Origin of the sequence: Psychrobacter sp. (assembly GCF_036731945.1) — a bacterium.
In the GTDB taxonomy this organism is placed as follows: domain Bacteria; phylum Pseudomonadota; class Gammaproteobacteria; order Pseudomonadales; family Moraxellaceae; genus Psychrobacter.
The window spans coordinates 1-16,791 of record NZ_DAINDI010000017.1; the positions used below are offsets into that span (position 1 = coordinate 1).

Consider the following 16,791-nt stretch of genomic DNA (forward strand, 5'->3'; position numbering starts at 1 on the left):
GCTTATTCTCCTGTTATTGGATTATAAGCAGTTACACAGTTTTTAGGAAAGGCTCCACTCTTTTTTTAACTTTCATAATCTGTGAGAGTCATTCCATAAGCATTAATAGATGCGCCCAACTTTGAGCGCATCTGCTCCAAGCATAAATTATATCTCTGTTATTTACATTGAGCATGGTTGCCGTTGGCGGTAATGCGCTGTCTCTTCTATGGATTCTTAATTCTCACCAATGGTGGGAATTAAATAATACCCAAAATAGATGCAACCAAACTTGGATTTATCAACTTCTCTCTATGGCGTCCAAAAACCAACCTTACTTATACCGCTTTGCCATTACTATCCAATGTCGGTGCTATCAGTCTTATCACTGTAGGCCTGTTTGCTATCGGCTCAACGTCTTTCATTGGTGGCTTATCTAATCCTATCAGCTTTGCCATAGTAGCAGTGGCTTGTATCATCGCTGCGGGCTTACGCTCCTCAATCGCTATCTGCCTTGCCTGTTCTAACTGATTAAGTAAATCATCTAATGTTAATCTGCTCACAGCTCAATACTCCTCATCTAATCGCTTACTGATTGCTAGCGCTATTTCAGGAGTTAGCTCAGGAATATATCCCAGTCCATTACTGTTTGGCGTTACGTCCCTCATGTTATCCATGCCAAGCAATTTAGCTTGTGCGACTGTAGCGGTAACTATGGCGTTTGGATTGCGGTCATCAATCGCTATCTGCTTTGCAAGCTGTAAGTCTTGGATTAAGTCGTTAATGTCTGGTAGTCGCATTAATAGAATGTCCTTATCAGTTTGTTTATCAGCTGCTCATATTCTACTAGCAGTCGTTCATACGTGCTGTGATGCATTCCTTTGGGTCGTTCACCAATGCCGTGAATAACCCCTACTTGCCAGCCTAAACGCTCACGTAAGGCGTTCAGCTTGGTATAAATGCGGTCAACGGGTTGCTGTAGCTGTGAGTGATAATTAGCACCTATGCAGTGCCTACAGACGTAAGTCCCTGCACAATAAAGCACCGATACTCTTTTGCTGCATGATGGGCATAAAAACCAGTAACGATAATTGCCATAGTTGCACGAGGTCTTTGCTAGCTCAATGTTGTAGCTGTGATGCTTGCCTTTATGTTTATAGCTCACTGGTAGGCTGTCAGGCTGTGTTATGCGTAACTGTTCAAGATAGCTGCTAATGCTCAGTCTAGGATAGTCATTCAGACTTGAAGTAGTGGCAATGGCTGGCATGATTATCTCTATTCGTTATCTAAATCATTAAGTAACTTTATAACCTTGATTATATCATGGATTAATTTACACCTATAAAGCAATGTCTTAATTACTGCAGACATGAAAAAGGCAGATGTTAATATCTGCCAAGGCTACTTTGTATGCCACTAAAATCCGCTAAAGTTGCTAAAGTTCGTTCTAGCCCTTTGGTTATAGGGCGTTTGGCTTAGCTAGCTACCTGCTAAGGTGCTGCTAGAGTTGCTATAGTTCTGCTAAAGTTCGTTTGAATTACCCAAGTTTAGCGGTAGATTAGCAAGTTTAGCAATGCTTAGCAGATGACCCGCTAAAGTAAAGCCCTTAACTGGTAAGGGCTGTAGGTAAGTCTAGCAAGTTTAGCGGGTTTTTCAGGTCGTTAATCAATAATCAGTCTAGGATTAACATAAACTAAGCGCCTGCGCACATCACTTTCAAGCCTAATATGCCCCATACTTTCCAAGTCATCTAGTAAGAAGTTTAGTTTTTTGCCTCTTAGCGCATTGGGTGCGTTCTGCGTCACATAAGACTTATTCAATACCGCGGGTTTATAAGCTTTTGCCTTACTGACTAACCATATGCTGAGCTTCTCAAGGTCGCTTTGCTCACCGGTTGGCGTTGCATCTTGATAGCGTAAGCGTTCGGCCGTTGAGTATTCCACCAACATAAACGCTCGTTTAATATCGTCTGTGGTGATAGTTTGTCGCTTGTCAAAGAAGGCTATCAATGAGGCTATTCGACTTGCATTCTCTGCCATTCTTGAGGCGTACGCTTTGAGGTACTCCAATGTTTTACCCTTGGCCTGCCTATTCTCTATCACCTGCATGTGCTCATAAAACACTTGTTCTGTTTGTGCGTCATGCCAGCGCATCTTAAAGCGTTTGGGTGCTCCTTTGTCATCTGTAGGCGCGTTGCTAGCCACTGGGTCTAGTAGATCATTGCATCTGTCCCAATAGGCAATTAGGTCAGTATCTCTATACGGGCTTTGCTGTCGGCGGTTGATATCGTCCCACGTCCTATAACCTTGTAAGCTGTCAGGGCAAGCAATTAAAGCTCGAGCTAAGAACCCTTGCTGATTCATCATATCATCGGTTAATGCTGGTTCTAAAATGATACGTTGAGCCATCAACATCAGTGTCATGCGTACGTTAAAAGCTTTTGTATGCGGGTTAGCATGCTGTGTTTTCATTGAACGTGTGCGATTCACTTCACCGCCGCTATAAAGGTCTGTAATAGCTGCAAGTGCGTTACCAGCTGTGTCACCTTTCATCGTGTGACCATTGAAGAATTGCGCCGCATCATCAGTTGACCAGGATGCGTCTGTGATTTCACTACTGACAAACTTATCCAGTATCGGCTCAATAGTTGCATCTTTGAATAGCCGCTCAGGGTTATATGGTGCTGGGGTGGTTGCTTGATACTCCTTTAGTTCTGGACCCTTAAGGCTGGCAAGCTGTAATTTATGTTCATCATGCCTGATTATGTATTCTTCATATCTCTTTTGTTCATGCTCTTTTATCTTATAGTGGGTTAAGTCCATAGCTTGCGTTTTACCGCTGCCGCTTTCGCCCTCAGTGATAATAATTAGGCTAGTTGGCATGTGCTTGTAACCAAACGGCGCATCAACATGAGCCTGTCCCATATGCGCCAATCCCCCTAAGAGACATTGACCAACCATAGCCTCGGGTACTTGTGTGTAGTGGGCAATCTTCTTAATAACCCTCTGTAGCAGTCCGCTCCAAGCCTCTATTGGATAAGGTGTTTGCTTGCTTGGGTCTGTGCTCAGTGATTCGGGTTCGGGCCATCCTACGCTCCTGAGCTCAACTATCTTTGTATCATCAAGGGCTAGTATGGCTTTATAACTTAAGTTGCCATAATCCAAGTGCTCTAACACTGTGCGCTCGCTGGTAATGATTGCTCTAACGTTTGCACCGATAAGCGGCTTGGTAACCTCGTCTTTAACGTCCGCTGTTGCCATGATAGTCACGCATGAATCTTGCGCAAAATGCTTAACCATATCATTGAATGACCACTCGTCACGGCTGGCTAGTATCGTCACATTCTCAGCCATCAATAGATAAGCAAGCTCTACTGCATCAGCTATGTTATTAACGGCTATCAGTTCGTGCGTGCTGTCCATCTTACCAATGATGAATGCGCCTGTTTCAAACGGGTCAGTAACGACATAATCTTTAGGTTTGCCGTTTGGTGGAACGCATAATAAGTTTACCGGCTCATAGTCTTTATTATGCAAAACAAGCCCAGTCATGCCAGCTGTGGGCAAGATGTCACCTTGATTTACTGACAAATTAACTTTAATATCTAACAAGCTATTAGGCCTTAAAATATCGTATAACTTTTTTAATAAAACATCACCTTGTAACGTCTGCTCCGTTGCCGGTTGATGGTCGCCTAAGACGCTAACTAAACCCGCCTTGCCGCGGGTTTTTTCATGGGTGGCTGTTTGGGGTGTGGTGGTCATCTGCTCCCCCTTGTTTTTGACTGGTTCGGCTTACGCGCTGCTCTATATTTTTTATAGTAGCTTTTGCGCTTGGCGTGACTACGGTTGCGTTTAGGCTGCGGGTAGGTTTTCATAAACCCTCCTTGTCAGCAAGTAGCTGTGCCAGTTCGTCCTCTGAATAATGCTGAAGGTCTTGGGCTAAGTATTGCCCAAGGTCAGCAAGTTTTTGCGCTTTGTGAATATCACCACTTTTAAGATCATCTTTGATAGTAGTGAATAAGGCATCGATCCAACCTAGGTGGATTTGTTCGCCTGCCTTGGTATCGATATACTCTTGTTTTAACTGATTGATAGTTTTCATATTCTTAACCCTCTACCTTGCCAAAACCAGTTTGTTCTAATGGTTTATTGAGCGTATCAAGTCGGTAGTTAAGAATGCTTTGCCATCTATCAGTAGTATCGTGCACAAGGCGCGCCATTGACTTAACTTGATTAGAAGAGATGTCCTCGCTATAGATTAGGTAGAGTAGCTGACCAATATCGTACATGACCTCAGCAGCGCCAGAAACATCACAAGCGGTATCGGACAACATGCAAGACGACATTAAGATAACTTCGTCATCGTCTGCATCGGTGCAATCTATTGTTTTTATGCTGTGCTGGCTGCCATACAGCGCGTTAATGGCTTGGCGGTTGGCTGGCGTGTTATGGAATAATGACGGCAAGGCATCATCAGGGCTGCTACGCCCATCAGTATCAAAGGAATATTCTATATTTGCATGACGGATAAAAAGGCGGTTACTGCGCTTGTCGCTGCTAGATTGCAGCTTATAGGTGTCATTGCTTACGGCTGCCCATAGCACGCTGTCACCTGCCTTAAATGTGGCTAGTGTGCTGTTGTTGGTAGTGGTTTGAGTGTTTGAGATAGTACGGATAGATTTAGGCATGATAGCCTCCTGAATGTTTTGTATGTGTGGGGTATTTCTTAAAAAAGGGTATAAACGGGATTACAACAACCGCATTCAGGCGGCGGAACTTATTTCCCCAAAGAGGTATTTTATTTAGTTCACTCATCCCGTCATAACTTACGTCACTGTGTCCAGCGCCATAGGTATAACGATTACTACTGGTAATTCTTTTATCTGCGCCCGTGGTAACTGTCTGGGTGTTAATCAGGTCAGTTTTAGACACAAAAATAGCCAAAGGTTGACGACTTGGCTTTGCCGCTGAATGTTTTGTTGTGGTGCTATGATAGCGTTTGTTATCACGACTTGTAAAGCACTGACTTTCACTATTATCAAAATCCGAAAAATGGGTAACCGCCCCTGTTACATCATTTTTTTTACATCTCAGCATAAGCTGATATTTAGTAATTTCCTCTGATTTAGCGCACATATTTGCAATGCTGCTATTAAAACTCGAATTCATGTCATATAGGCTCGAATTCATGTCATTTAGACTCGAATTTGCCCCGTGACGGGGTGTAAGCTTGTTTCTAGTGTAATTGCTACTCATGGCTTGTTGCCTCCGCTTGGTACGGTAATGCGTGTTCACAAAACATCTCGCTAACAATACCTGCCAGCTCGCTATTGGTCAGTAGTGCTGCTTTGACTGCCACAAGCACGCCTTGGCTAACATCGTCTTTTGTATTGATAGCATCTAGCGCGGTAGCTAGGTGGTCGGTATTAATATAAATATCTTGTACGCGGTCATTCATAAGACGTAAGTAAAGGCTATCCACAGTTACTAGGCGGCTGGCTGGGGTGTCGATTGATATGCTAGGGTGGTTATTCATTTAGTTCACCTCACTGTTGGATAGTTCGCTTTCAAGTAATGTTTGTTCATCGAGCCAGTAAAGGGCAAACCATTTTTTATTGTGTTTGACCATCTCACTTTGAATTACTAGGCCTGCTGTTCGTAAATCATGAATGCGCTGAGCCAAGCATGTGATTTGATACAAGCGGTAAGCGTCCCACGTGGTGATAGTTGCACCTGTCATTAGATGTGCTTTAACAATCTCTATTTGAGTTTTAAGTGGCGTATTACTCATCTTTATGCCTCCTGCGCTGGCGCGATTGTGGATTGGTCATTATCGTTATCAGCTTGATGTCCTTCCAACCAAGCTAATAGGTCGGAATTTCTGAATAATAAGATCCCATTGATATTTATAGGTTTGGGAAATTTGTCTGTTTGCCACCATCGGCGCAATGTTTGATAATTCACACCAATTAAATCAGCTGCTGGTCTGACTCTAGTTTGTCCTTGAGGATGTAATTGGTTTTTGTTTGTCTTGTCTTCTGATAGCTGTAGCATTTTGATAGCTCCTAATATTCGCCAATAACTGGCGGTGTGTAGGGTTATCAGATTAGCTAATAGAGCTTTTATCAGCATCCCAACTGGTATGAACTGGCATGCCAACTGGTATGCTTATTTTTTTGGTATGGTTTTTTGACAATAAAAAAAGAGGTGAGCACTTAAGCTCACCTCTCTGTTTGTTCTATGCTGGAATGTTGAACGGTGTTATTTGCCTGATATTGCCTTACTATCTTCTAATGACTTCACCAACGCCATCAGTAGCCCTTCTTGGTCTGCGGGCATGTCTGTAGATACTCTATTACCGTTATAAGTAAGGTCAAGTTTGATAGTCTTGACTGAACCACCACCCTTACTCGTATCAAAGTTTGGCGTCTTACTAAGATTGGCGATAGCATCAAGCGCCGATTGCGGTAACACGGGTTGTGGTTGCGCGTATTGAGCATTCGCACTGGCCATCATTCTATCTAATTTATCCTGATTGTTATCAATCGAGCTGTCATCGTTTTTATTGCTTCGTCTGTACTTCATGTTATTAGCCGAATAACTCTCAGCTTGTCTATCAACAGCAGCATTGACACGATTCATATCCCTAGCATAGTCCGCCATGCTCGACCACTTAAAACCGTCCACAAAGCCCATACTTCGCATGAGCTTTTGGTATGATTCATCTGCGGTCGCTGTTGAGCCGCTCAGTTGGTTTAAAGCGGTAATCTTACTCTTGATACCCGCCTCTGCTTTTTGCATAAAAGCAAGGCTCGCACTTTCACTCTTAGTGTTTGCATCAGTGGTAAACTTAGCGTTCCAAACCGATATTGATTGCTGTAGCTTTTCATAAGCGGCAAAGGCTCTACTTGCGGATTTAACCATCTCATTGCCTGCCGTTCCTGCGCTGCTGGCTAGATTTCTTTGTGAGGTGGCTACTCTATCTACTGAGGTTTTAACGCGATCATTTGCGCTTACTGCCTGCCCCGCCTTTTCAACGACTACACGACCGTTTGCATCAATCTCAACTGTAAAGCCTTTAGCTGCCGCTTGCGCTCTGGTAAAGCTGTCAATAACACCGCCATTGGCAGCGGCATTAGCCTTTGCCATCTTTGTAAAGACCTCTTCTTGCTGCTGGGCAGTCAGCTTGCCCTCAGCCATGACCAATTTGTAAGACTCGGTGTATGCTTTGGCGTCTTTGGCCAATTCTTCTCGGGTCTTAAGTCCTAAGAGTCCGTAAGCCTCAGTTACTCCGTTAATGCCGTTTTTTAGTATGTCTGCTCGATTTTTTATATTCTCCAAGCCTTCTGCAAGCTCTTGACCAGTTATCTTGCCCTCTTTATAAAGTTCATGCCATCTTGCAGTTAAAGCCTCAATCTCAACGTCATTTCTAGCCTTGTCAGACATTTCAGTAAGCGCACCGACCAAAGCGCCTTTTGCGTCATAACCTGCTTTTTCTAAGTCATCGAACCCATCGACAAGCTCATTCAAGCCTTCACTGGATTTGATAAACTCTTTTGATAGACCGACGCCAACAGCGCCCGCTAACTCGTCAATCTGTTCTTTAGTGCGCTCGCTTGCAACCGTTGATCTATCAAGCTGCGTTACTAGCACATTGCCCGTTTCAGTCGCTTGTACCGCAAGCCCTTGTAAGGCTGCTGCTTTCTCAAGCTCGGACGTTACGATACCGCCGTTATCAGCAATGCTTTTAGCTGCATATCTTGCAAAGTTACTTTCAATCTCTTTGTAGCGTTCATTGGCAAGGTTGATACCAAACGCCATATCTTCGCCTGATATTTTCCCCTGACTACCAAGCGCACTAAGAGAAGATATAATGTCATCAACGGCACCGATGGTCTGCGCTTTTGGCACGGCATCTGTCAGCGATTCACGCATGGATGTTCCAGACTCTTGCGCTTTAATTGCTACTTCCGCAAAGCTCTGACCAACGCCAAGGTATGCCGCCTGTACACCTTTGGAGGACTCAACAATCACTTCGCCTGTCTCACTGATTGATGCTTGCAACTCTTGCCCTGCTAGTTCAAGCCGCATATCATCAGTGATAATCATGTCATTAGCGGCAATCTTAGCTTTGGCCACTTTGATATATTGTTCCATCGCTTCGGCGGCATAGCTACCTTTAGCAACCATTTCATCGTAGTTTTTAACGACTTCGACCACGGTTTCATCAAGTCTGTCTTGGGCTGTCTTATTCATCTCAGCCCATGCTTCACCAGACTTAGACTTAAAGTCCATCATCTTTTGTTCTGAGCGTGCGTATAGCTCTTCTTGCTTGGCGATTAATGCTTCGCCCATTGTCGAGGTTTCACCGTTGAGCTTGGCAATACCGATCAACACGCTGCCAATAATGCCACTGATTGTGCCAAAAACACTGTCAGCTGCGATTGATAGACCGCGTATGCCGTCAATTGCAACCCCTGTTACTACTGCAAATTGCTGCATAAGCTTGGTTATTAAGCCGACATCATTACCCGCTGCTACCGTACCACTGATAATAGAGGTTAAGTCACTAAACGCGCCGTAAATGTCTTTAACGAGAGTAAATAACGCAGCGGACTGCTCTAAGACAAAATCAAATGACTGACCAATGGCCGCCATTGTCGCGGGGTCAATATTATCAATAGCGTCGCTAATGTACTGTATGCCTTCAGCCAGTCGACCAGATTGATTGACCGTCTCGTTTAAGCTGCCAACGAGTTCAAACACCGTCGTTTTCATATTCTGGACAGAGTTTGCAAAAGTCACTGGTAGGGTCGAAAATTCATCATTAATAGTTTGCGTTTGTGAGCGTACCGCATCAATCACAACTTCACTTGTCAGCTTTCCATCGGCCGCCATTGCTCGCAATTCACCACGAGTTACACCCAAACCATCTGCCATTGCTTGAGCCAAGCGTGGCGACTGTTCCATGATGGAGTTAAATTCTTCTCCGCGTAATTGGCCGCTCTGGAGTCCTTGCACGAGCTGGACAATGGCAGCATCAGCGCTGGCAGCACTACCGCCTGATAGCTGTATGGCTTGGTTAATGGTTTTAGTAACACTTAGTATTTCGCCTTGGGCCAAGCCTAACGACTCAGAAGCTTGTGTGATACGTGCGAAAAGCTCCCCTGTGTTTTCAATACTGGTGAAGGTTTCCTTTGCAATATCAGTCACACCTTGAAAGCCTGTAACGAATGCCGCACCTTCACCTGTTGCCAGTTTTACCTTTGCCTCTAACGTGACGAAAGCATCTGACATCTCGATAATTTCAGCCGCACCAATACCAATGCCTGCTGCTGCTAATAGCCCTGTTAATCCGCTCATGGCTGTTCTGAGCTTACCGACGTTGCTACTGAAGTTGTTTGTACTAACATCCGTGCGTCTTATCGTGTCATCAACGCCGTTAAGCTCATTCTCAAGCCGTCTTATTTCTGCCTGAGCTGCCCGTGTTGCCCTATAGAGCGTTACGGGCATCATCAGTGCTTGCGCTGGCACGATTCATCGCACCAGCTAACTCATTGGATAGTGATGTACTGGCTGATCGTGCCTGCCCCAACTCTTGCTCTAATCGGTTAACTCTATTTGCCGCCTCTGTTAGCTCAGTAGGTGAGGCGTTTGTTTGTCCTAACCTTAGCGCCTCTTGTCTTGCGACATCAAGCTCACGCCCTAAGCGTGTTACCTGTAACGCAGCAGTGCTCATTGCGCTATCAAGCTGCTCACGGGTTATGTTCGCGCCAGCGCCCATTTGCCTTAACTGGTCAGCAGTAGCTTTAATCTCAGCCGTCAATCTGTCTGAGCTTACATTGCCTAAACCTGTAAGCAGTGTTTCTGCTCGTTCAGTATCGGTGCCCATTTGTGCAAGGTTGCGCTCTACAGCCTGCGTAAACTGACTAAATCGGTCACGCGCCTGGTTAATGCCGTTGTTAAAATTCTCATTTAGTAATCGTAGCTGTACGCTAAAATCTAATTCGCCTGCCATCGTGATAACTCCCAAAGTTATGCTGTTAATAAGAGTTATCAGTATGTTGAAAGCAGTGGGTTACAGCATCCCAATTGGTATGAATCGGCATACCAGTTAGTACGATTATTTTTTGGTATAGTTTTTATTAGCGACTTACTATCTTTCTTTTCTTTGCATCGCTTAGGACTTCGTTTGCACAATCAAAACATTCCTGCAGACTGTCTTTTAACTCTACATCCAGCTCATGATTATTTTCATTTAAAGCATCTTTTCCTAATTTAAAGCGTGGTGCAACACTACTTTTGGATTGGCCATGTATGCCATAACTCCCAATCTCCTCAATAATTTTGGTCTCGCTTGAAAACAAAGGCTCTTTAGGCTTTATCTCGCCTCCATACTTTCCATCAAAACCCTTTGATGGTGTAGTTAGCAGCTCAAGCAACAAGCCTATAGTTATTAAGTAATTTTTTTGTATAGTCCCTTTACCGTCTTTAGTAGATTGGTTGGGTAGCTTAGCTTGTTTCGTTTCTGCTCTAAGCTCTTCATTTTCTAACCTCAGCTCTTCATAGTCTTCTGAAAGTTGTTCAATCTCTGCCTCCAACTTATGAACCATTTCATAAACAACGCCGATTATTCCAGCAAACTCATCACTACTTCTTTTTAATGGATCACCTTCATCATCAAGATATTCCACTACATCATCATTAAAGCCTTCATAGATAAAATGACGGCGTGCCAGCCATACCTTAACTTGTTCAGATGGAATTTGCCCTTTTTCATTAAATGGTGTTAGCAAGCGAGCATCTATTGCAACATCTGTCATTTCCCGATAAAGCCTATAGGCGTCTTTACTATCGTAATCTTGAGCTACTGGGTTATGGTCCGAAAGCAAACAAGCTATTTGATGCGCTGTGAATAATGGATAAGTAATTAATAGTTTTTGGTACTCTCCTAGCTCAATTAAAGGTTTGTCGTTTTCAGTTATTTTATTAGCTTGTTCAGCAGCAAGTTGTGCTCTAGCATCCGCTAGCTGCTTAGTAAGAAACTTGACTTTTTTTGATTCTCTATCCTCAACCTCTTTTATAGTAAGCTTTTCAATAGCACCTGTGCATAGCAATTGTTCTGCCCTGCTATCATCCAACCCAATGACATAAGCGCCCGTCTTAAAACGCCCTACTGAATGCTGAGCGACATAATGATAGCCACGCCTATGAGCAAAAATATCATTCTCATCTAATGGTCTAAATTCGTTTAACGCCTTAATAGAAAAATATTCATTACCTTCAAGCTCAGACGTTAATGCGCGATAAGTACTTTCAAAGCCATTTCCATCACCGTCATTAGGCTTGCTTTTAAACTCAAGCCTTTTTTCATCCCTGTAAAGCACTGGTACGTGCTCGTTAAGCTTAATGACAAGTAAATAATCCTTAGCCTGTTCAAGTGTACCTTTAGTAGCTTGCATGATTAGGTTTAACGTTTCAGGAACCGATATAAACTCTTTTTCATGTTCTTCGAACTTATCTAATAAAGTACTCATTTCACACCCCTACACCCTTGATTAAAAATAGGAGCAAGGCGGTGACAGTCTAAGGGTGTGAATGTCTGTCGTTCGGGAGCAACCCCTAGCCTTGCAAAGTGGTTAGCTGAGCATTAGCCCAGCTTTTGTGCTTGTTGTCTAAAACTGGTGTGAATGACGTTATCAATCTTGCCAGCCTTAATATCATCTAAATAGTTTGCCCAATCCGTCATCATGCGTGTGCGCTCAGGTACGGCTTGCATACGGTTGTAAGCAGTGCCGTACTTGTTAAGCATTTGGTGTCCTAGCTGTATCTCTGTTAGTAGCTCGTCATAGCCTAGTCGCTCCATCAGCATTGTTTTTGCGCTGGCACGGAAGCCGTGTGGCGTGTGCACCTCTTTATAACCTCTGCCCTCGTAGTTCGCACCAATGCCGCCGCTGTTCATAGATGGGTCATTTAATACTTTGTTCACTGCTTGCTGATCATGGTAAGGCCCTTTCTTACGCTTTGCGTTATAGAACACGTACTCATGACCACCTGTTAATGATTGCATTTGCTTTATGACTGCGATTGCTTGCGGTGCCAGTGGTACAACTAAGCTCTCTACCATGTCCTCGCGGCGCTGCCCTTTCTGAGGCTTAAATGCCCATTGCTTAGCGTTCAGGTCAATGTCTGCCCACCTCATCGCGCATATATCACCTACACGCGCAAAGGTAAGCGTTAATAGCTTTAATATTGGCTTGTTGTACACCTGTTTATCGCTGAGCTCGTCAATGTCCCTTAATAGGACCGCGAAGTCTTTAGGGTCTGTCAGTGAGGCATGATGCTTGGTTCTAGTAGGCTTTAATGCTTTAGCACCTGATAGCTGCATTACCGGGTTATATTCGATAAGCCCCTTTAGTACAGCATGTGCAAAGATGCGCTGCGCCAAGTGCTTAACGCGATTACCTTTGTGCACATAGACTCGCTGTATGTCACGGCATAAAACTAGGACTTGCTGAGTAGTGATTTCACTAACGGGGAATTTACCAAAGGCAGTTGTTAATGGTCTTAGATAGTTATTGATATTTATTAAGGTACTTGGTGCCGGCTGGTGGTCGGGGTTATTGGTCAGTTCGCTTAACCAATCATCAGCAACCGCTTGGAATGTATTGTTGATAGCAGCGGCTTGTTTGGTTCGTTCATTATCGCGCTGCGTAATTGGGTCCAACATATGAGCAAGTATGCTCATATTATTGTTGTGCATTCGTCTTGCCTGCTCAAGTGACAAGGCGGGATATTGCCCTAGCGTCATCTCCTTGCGCTTACCTGTCATTGGGTGTGTGTAACGGTGCTGGAACTCAATACAGCCGCCCCTCATACGCAGCCTTAAACCTTGATACCCACCAATAGTATGATAAACGCGTTTTTGCCCTTGCGCCTCTTTGATGGCTTTCTTGATTTGGGTATCAGTTGTTAATGCTGCCATGACTACACCTTTATCATCTATTTACAGTGCTACAAACTGACCACCACATAGACCACCTTTAACATAGATAATTGGTGGTCACTTCTGATAGCCTTAGATAGTAGATATTAGCACGTAAACCAGACAATACATAGTCTACAGATATCAATAGACACCCTAAGATAACATTGAAACAACCCCCTTCGTGGGCTCTTTTTTTGCCTATAAGTTAATGATTTGTATAAATTCAAATTTATTATGATGTAATACGTCTAAGTTTAATTCCTTAAAGCCTTTATTATCTGTAAATTAAACCATCGCTGCCGCCATCTGCGCTGCCATTTGATAGCAGCTTTCGATATTACCTTGCCCGCACCAATCGCCGCTGACAATCCATTGTCGCTCATCATCAACCAATACTCCTAACTGCTCTTTATGAGAAGCGGTTACGGTCGCGGCGTAACGCCAACGATGACAATCAACTTGGCTTGGCGCGCTCTCCGCATTCCAGTTTAGTGCTTGCTGAGCGACTTCTAACAACTTTGCTTTTATGGTATCGATATCGTCATCGACGTGCTGCTCTGACCAGTCGTTGCGCGCATGAATGGTCATGCTGGGTAATAGCGCATGATGCTCAGGCTTATGATGCTCGATAAATATTCTATCAATGATAGAATCCTGTACACAAGCCACATCCCACGCCGTGTCCAAACAGCTTAATGCCTCAGGTAATGCTTGGTTCTCATTCCAACCAAGCATTAAGCTATAGCACGCCTGCATTGTTGGCTCAGTGATTTTTGCACATTCACTAAAACCGCTATCTGCCATCAGCTCGACGGCTTGACCATTTGGCACGGTACAAATCACCCAATCAAAATGACCAAGACTGTTGCCATTTTTATCGAATAGCTCAGTTTTATTACTGGTCTTATTAGCGAGAGTTTGCTTATACCCAGCTAATGGCGCGATGCGGGTGTTAAACTTGACGGTGGAATGCTGCAATTCATCAGCCAATGCTCGTCCCCAACTGGTCATCTTCGGCGTGCTGATATAACGCGCTTGCGTACTGCCCCATTGCTCTTTGAAGTGAATATCAGGTGTCTGATTATTCGCAGCCATTGGCATTAAGCTCACTACTTGCGCGCACCAAGGCTGTAGCAAACCTGTCTGTAACCACGGCTCAATAAATTGTTGAAAGCTTGCGCTCTTGGCGGTAAAAAACTGCGCTCCAAACGCCCATTGCCAGTTTTTATTAGTAAGGCTATCGCTGCGGTAACGTGTCGCTAAACGTCCGACGCTGCGTGATTTCTCAAAAATAGTGATTTCTGGTACTAAGGCTTTGTCCTTAATTTTCTGGTCATTCATTTGGCTAAAAGCACGTTCTAATAAAGTGGCAGTAAACAGTCCGGTTAAGCCGCCACCGATAATGGCAATTTTTGGCACTGATATCTGCGTAGGCTGCAAAGAAGAGTTCGGCATAATGACGGTAAACCTTGTAAATATGGAGAAAAACAAAAGTTATTGAAACTTTAAAGCGCGCCAATAGCAATAACCTCTAGGTAAAAAAGCCATACTATTTACGATAGTATGGCTTTTAAAGAAGGGAAAAATTAGTTTAGTGCATATTCTTTTAGTATATCCAATTAACGAATCATACTCTTTAATCTCCGCGTTCCGCCTTAACTACGTCAATCAGCTCATTGATGACAGCGCTATCAGCGAGGGTCGATAAATCGCCCAATCCAACATACTGCCCTGCGGCAAGATTTCGCAGGATACGGCGCATGATTTTACCAGAGCGCGTCTTGGGTAAGACGTCCACCATATAAATAGCATCCAAGTTAGCAATCGGACCAATTTCCGCGCGCACATGGCGATTGAGCTCAGATTTTAAAGCATCCGTTGCGGTTTCGCCCGATTTTAGAATGATAAAGGCACAAACCCCCATCCCGCGAATGTCATGCGGCATACCGACAATCGCCGCCTCAGCCGTTGCTGGGTGTGCAACCACCGCACTTTCAATCTCTGCTGTACCCAAGCGATGCCCGGCAACATTGAGCACATCATCCACGCGTCCGGTAATCCAGTAGTGACCGTCTTCGTCACGCTGCGCGCCATCACCAGTAAAATAATAGCCCGGATATTCTGTAAAATAGGTTTTTAAAAAGCGCTCGTGATCGTTATAAATGGTACGCATCTGCCCCGGCCAGCCGCCACTAATCGCAAGGTTACCTTCTGCCGCACCTTCTAAGACATGACCATCAGCATCGACGACGACCGGCTCGATGCCATATAGCGGATTCATCGCCGCGCCTGGTTTCATATCGACAGTACCCGGTATTGGCGCCAGTAAAATACCACCGGTTTCCGTCTGCCACCACGTATCGACAATCGGACATTTACCGCCGCCAACGACATGATAGTACCAGTCCCACGCTTCTGGATTGATCGGCTCACCAACCGTCCCGAGCAAACGCAAACTTGAACGATCCGACTCACGGACAAAGGTATCGCCCTCTTTCATCATCGCACGGATGGCCGTCGGTGCCGTGTATAAAATCGTGATTTGGTGTTTATCAATAATATGTCCAATACGCGCCCACGTCGGATACTCTGGCACACCTTCGAACATGACCGTCGTTGTACCATTGGCGAGCGGCGCATAAGTGGCATAAGTATGACCAGTCACCCAACCGACATCGGCGGTACACCAGTAGACATCGTCTTCTTTGACATCGAACACATCGCGAAACGTAGAAAGCGCATAAGTGATATAACCGCCAGTGGTATGCAGCACGCCTTTTGGCTTACCGGTAGAGCCTGAGGTATATAATAAAAACAGCGGATCCTCGGCATTCATGACTTCAGGCTCGCAATGCTTTGATTCGCCATCGACCAAACTGTGATACCACACATCGCGGCGACCGCTCATCGGTACAGAGTTACCCGTACGATGGACGACCACGACATTGGTCACGCTATCGGTGCCATCCATGTCTAATGCACGGTCGACATTGGCTTTAAGCGGCGTGCGTTTATTACCGCGAATACCTTCGTCGGCGGTAATGACCAATTTTGATTGGCTGTCGATAATGCGATTGCCCAAACTCTCGGCAGAAAAACCGCCAAATACCACCGAATGTACCGCCCCGATGCGCGTACACGCCAGCATGGCGACCATCGCTTCTGGTATCATAGGCATATATAAAGTGACGCGATCGCCTTTTTTGACCCCAAGTTTGCGCATGGCATTCCCGAGGCGACACACCGCTTCGTGCAGCTCTTTAAATGAGATAATTTTGTGCAGCGATGGATGGTCACCTTCCCAAATAATGGCAGGCTTATAAGGGTGGTTTTTGACGTGTCGATCAAGACAGTTAACTGAAATATTAAGCTCACCGTCTTCATACCATTTGATATGAAAATCTTCTAAGTCATAACTGACGTCGCTGATTTTGGTAGGTTTCTTTATCCAATCAATCAGTTCGGCACGCTTCGCCCAAAAGGCATCGTTCGCCTCAGGTGACGCGATAGATTGTTGGTATTCTTTTTTGTACTGCTCGGCGGTAGTATTGGCAGCGGCGACAAACTCAGCCGCGATAGGAAATGATTTTTGAGTCATCGTAGTCATCCTTTTTTAATTATTCTGACTTGTAGCAGCTGTCGTTGCGACTATCATTAAACGGCTTGCGTTAGATATGAACGGCAAACGGTGGCCTAAACAAGTATAAGAGTCATCTTCCATAATGTCTGACACTTAAGTTAGTTTGACAAATAAGCAGCGTCGTTGCAAGACGTCGAGCGCAAAACACAACAATTTCGCTGCACAGCTGTATACTTAATTAG

Annotated in this window: 16 protein-coding genes; all 16 read right to left on the reverse strand. The window is 44.6% G+C overall.

Features of this window, described 5'->3' with window-relative positions; all coding sequences use genetic code 11:
- Window positions 1–317: 317 nt before the first annotated feature.
- Window positions 318–542, reverse strand: a complete 225-nt coding sequence (locus V7D75_RS05065; protein ID WP_333613672.1) for a hypothetical protein — start codon at window positions 540–542, stop codon at window positions 318–320.
- 3 nt (window positions 543–545) lie between these two features.
- Entirely contained in the window at window positions 546–779 is a 234-nt protein-coding gene (locus V7D75_RS05070) for a hypothetical protein (RefSeq protein ID WP_201619019.1), read from the reverse strand.
- Complete coding sequence (locus V7D75_RS05075) at window positions 779–1,246, reverse strand: hypothetical protein (RefSeq protein ID WP_333613673.1); 468 nt, start codon at window positions 1,244–1,246, stop codon at window positions 779–781. The genes V7D75_RS05070 and V7D75_RS05075 overlap by 1 nt, the downstream gene beginning before the upstream one ends.
- A 394-nt stretch (window positions 1,247–1,640) precedes the next feature.
- Window positions 1,641–3,743 (reverse strand): DUF3987 domain-containing protein, encoded by a 2,103-nt coding sequence (locus V7D75_RS05080; RefSeq protein ID WP_333613674.1) that lies wholly within the window; start codon window positions 3,741–3,743, stop codon window positions 1,641–1,643.
- Window positions 3,744–3,852: 109 nt separating this feature from the next.
- Complete coding sequence (locus tag V7D75_RS05085; RefSeq protein WP_333613675.1) at window positions 3,853–4,083, reverse strand: hypothetical protein; 231 nt, start codon at window positions 4,081–4,083, stop codon at window positions 3,853–3,855.
- Window positions 4,084–4,087: 4 nt separating this feature from the next.
- A complete protein-coding gene (locus V7D75_RS05090) occupies window positions 4,088–4,669 on the reverse strand; it encodes a hypothetical protein (protein WP_333613676.1) in 582 nt (193 codons plus the stop codon).
- On the reverse strand, window positions 4,662–5,237 hold the full coding sequence (locus V7D75_RS05095; RefSeq protein ID WP_333613677.1) for a hypothetical protein: 576 nt from the start codon (window positions 5,235–5,237) through the stop codon (window positions 4,662–4,664). Before V7D75_RS05095 ends, V7D75_RS05090 begins: the two co-directional genes overlap by 8 nt.
- Window positions 5,230–5,517, reverse strand: coding sequence for a hypothetical protein (locus tag V7D75_RS05100; RefSeq protein ID WP_201619014.1), 288 nt, complete (start codon window positions 5,515–5,517; stop codon window positions 5,230–5,232). The genes V7D75_RS05095 and V7D75_RS05100 overlap by 8 nt, the downstream gene beginning before the upstream one ends.
- Window positions 5,518–5,772, reverse strand: a complete 255-nt coding sequence (locus V7D75_RS05105) for a helix-turn-helix domain-containing protein (RefSeq protein ID WP_333613678.1) — start codon at window positions 5,770–5,772, stop codon at window positions 5,518–5,520. It abuts the gene before it with no gap.
- Between the two features lie 2 nt (window positions 5,773–5,774).
- Window positions 5,775–6,035, reverse strand: coding sequence for a helix-turn-helix transcriptional regulator (locus V7D75_RS05110; protein WP_333613679.1), 261 nt, complete (start codon window positions 6,033–6,035; stop codon window positions 5,775–5,777).
- Window positions 6,036–6,242: 207 nt separating this feature from the next.
- Window positions 6,243–9,515: a tape measure protein gene (locus V7D75_RS05115; protein ID WP_333613680.1), complete on the reverse strand. Its 3,273-nt coding sequence runs from the start codon at window positions 9,513–9,515 to the stop codon at window positions 6,243–6,245.
- Window positions 9,475–9,999: a hypothetical protein gene (locus tag V7D75_RS05120; RefSeq protein ID WP_333613681.1), complete on the reverse strand. Its 525-nt coding sequence runs from the start codon at window positions 9,997–9,999 to the stop codon at window positions 9,475–9,477. Before V7D75_RS05120 ends, V7D75_RS05115 begins: the two co-directional genes overlap by 41 nt.
- Window positions 10,000–10,126: 127 nt before the next feature.
- Window positions 10,127–11,518 carry a hypothetical protein gene (locus V7D75_RS05125; RefSeq protein WP_333613682.1) on the reverse strand — a complete coding sequence of 464 codons (1,392 nt, stop codon included), beginning with the start codon at window positions 11,516–11,518 and terminating at the stop codon, window positions 10,127–10,129.
- A 113-nt stretch (window positions 11,519–11,631) separates the two neighbouring features.
- Entirely contained in the window at window positions 11,632–12,966 is a 1,335-nt protein-coding gene (locus V7D75_RS05130; protein ID WP_333613683.1) for a tyrosine-type recombinase/integrase, read from the reverse strand.
- A 288-nt stretch (window positions 12,967–13,254) separates the two neighbouring features.
- The gene (locus tag V7D75_RS05135) at window positions 13,255–14,424 is read right to left on the reverse strand and encodes an NAD(P)/FAD-dependent oxidoreductase (RefSeq protein WP_333613684.1); all 1,170 of its coding nucleotides are present in this window, start codon (window positions 14,422–14,424) and stop codon (window positions 13,255–13,257) included.
- A 181-nt stretch (window positions 14,425–14,605) separates the two neighbouring features.
- Entirely contained in the window at window positions 14,606–16,567 is a 1,962-nt protein-coding gene (acs, locus tag V7D75_RS05140; RefSeq protein WP_333613685.1) for an acetate--CoA ligase, read from the reverse strand.
- Window positions 16,568–16,791 lie beyond the last annotated feature (224 nt).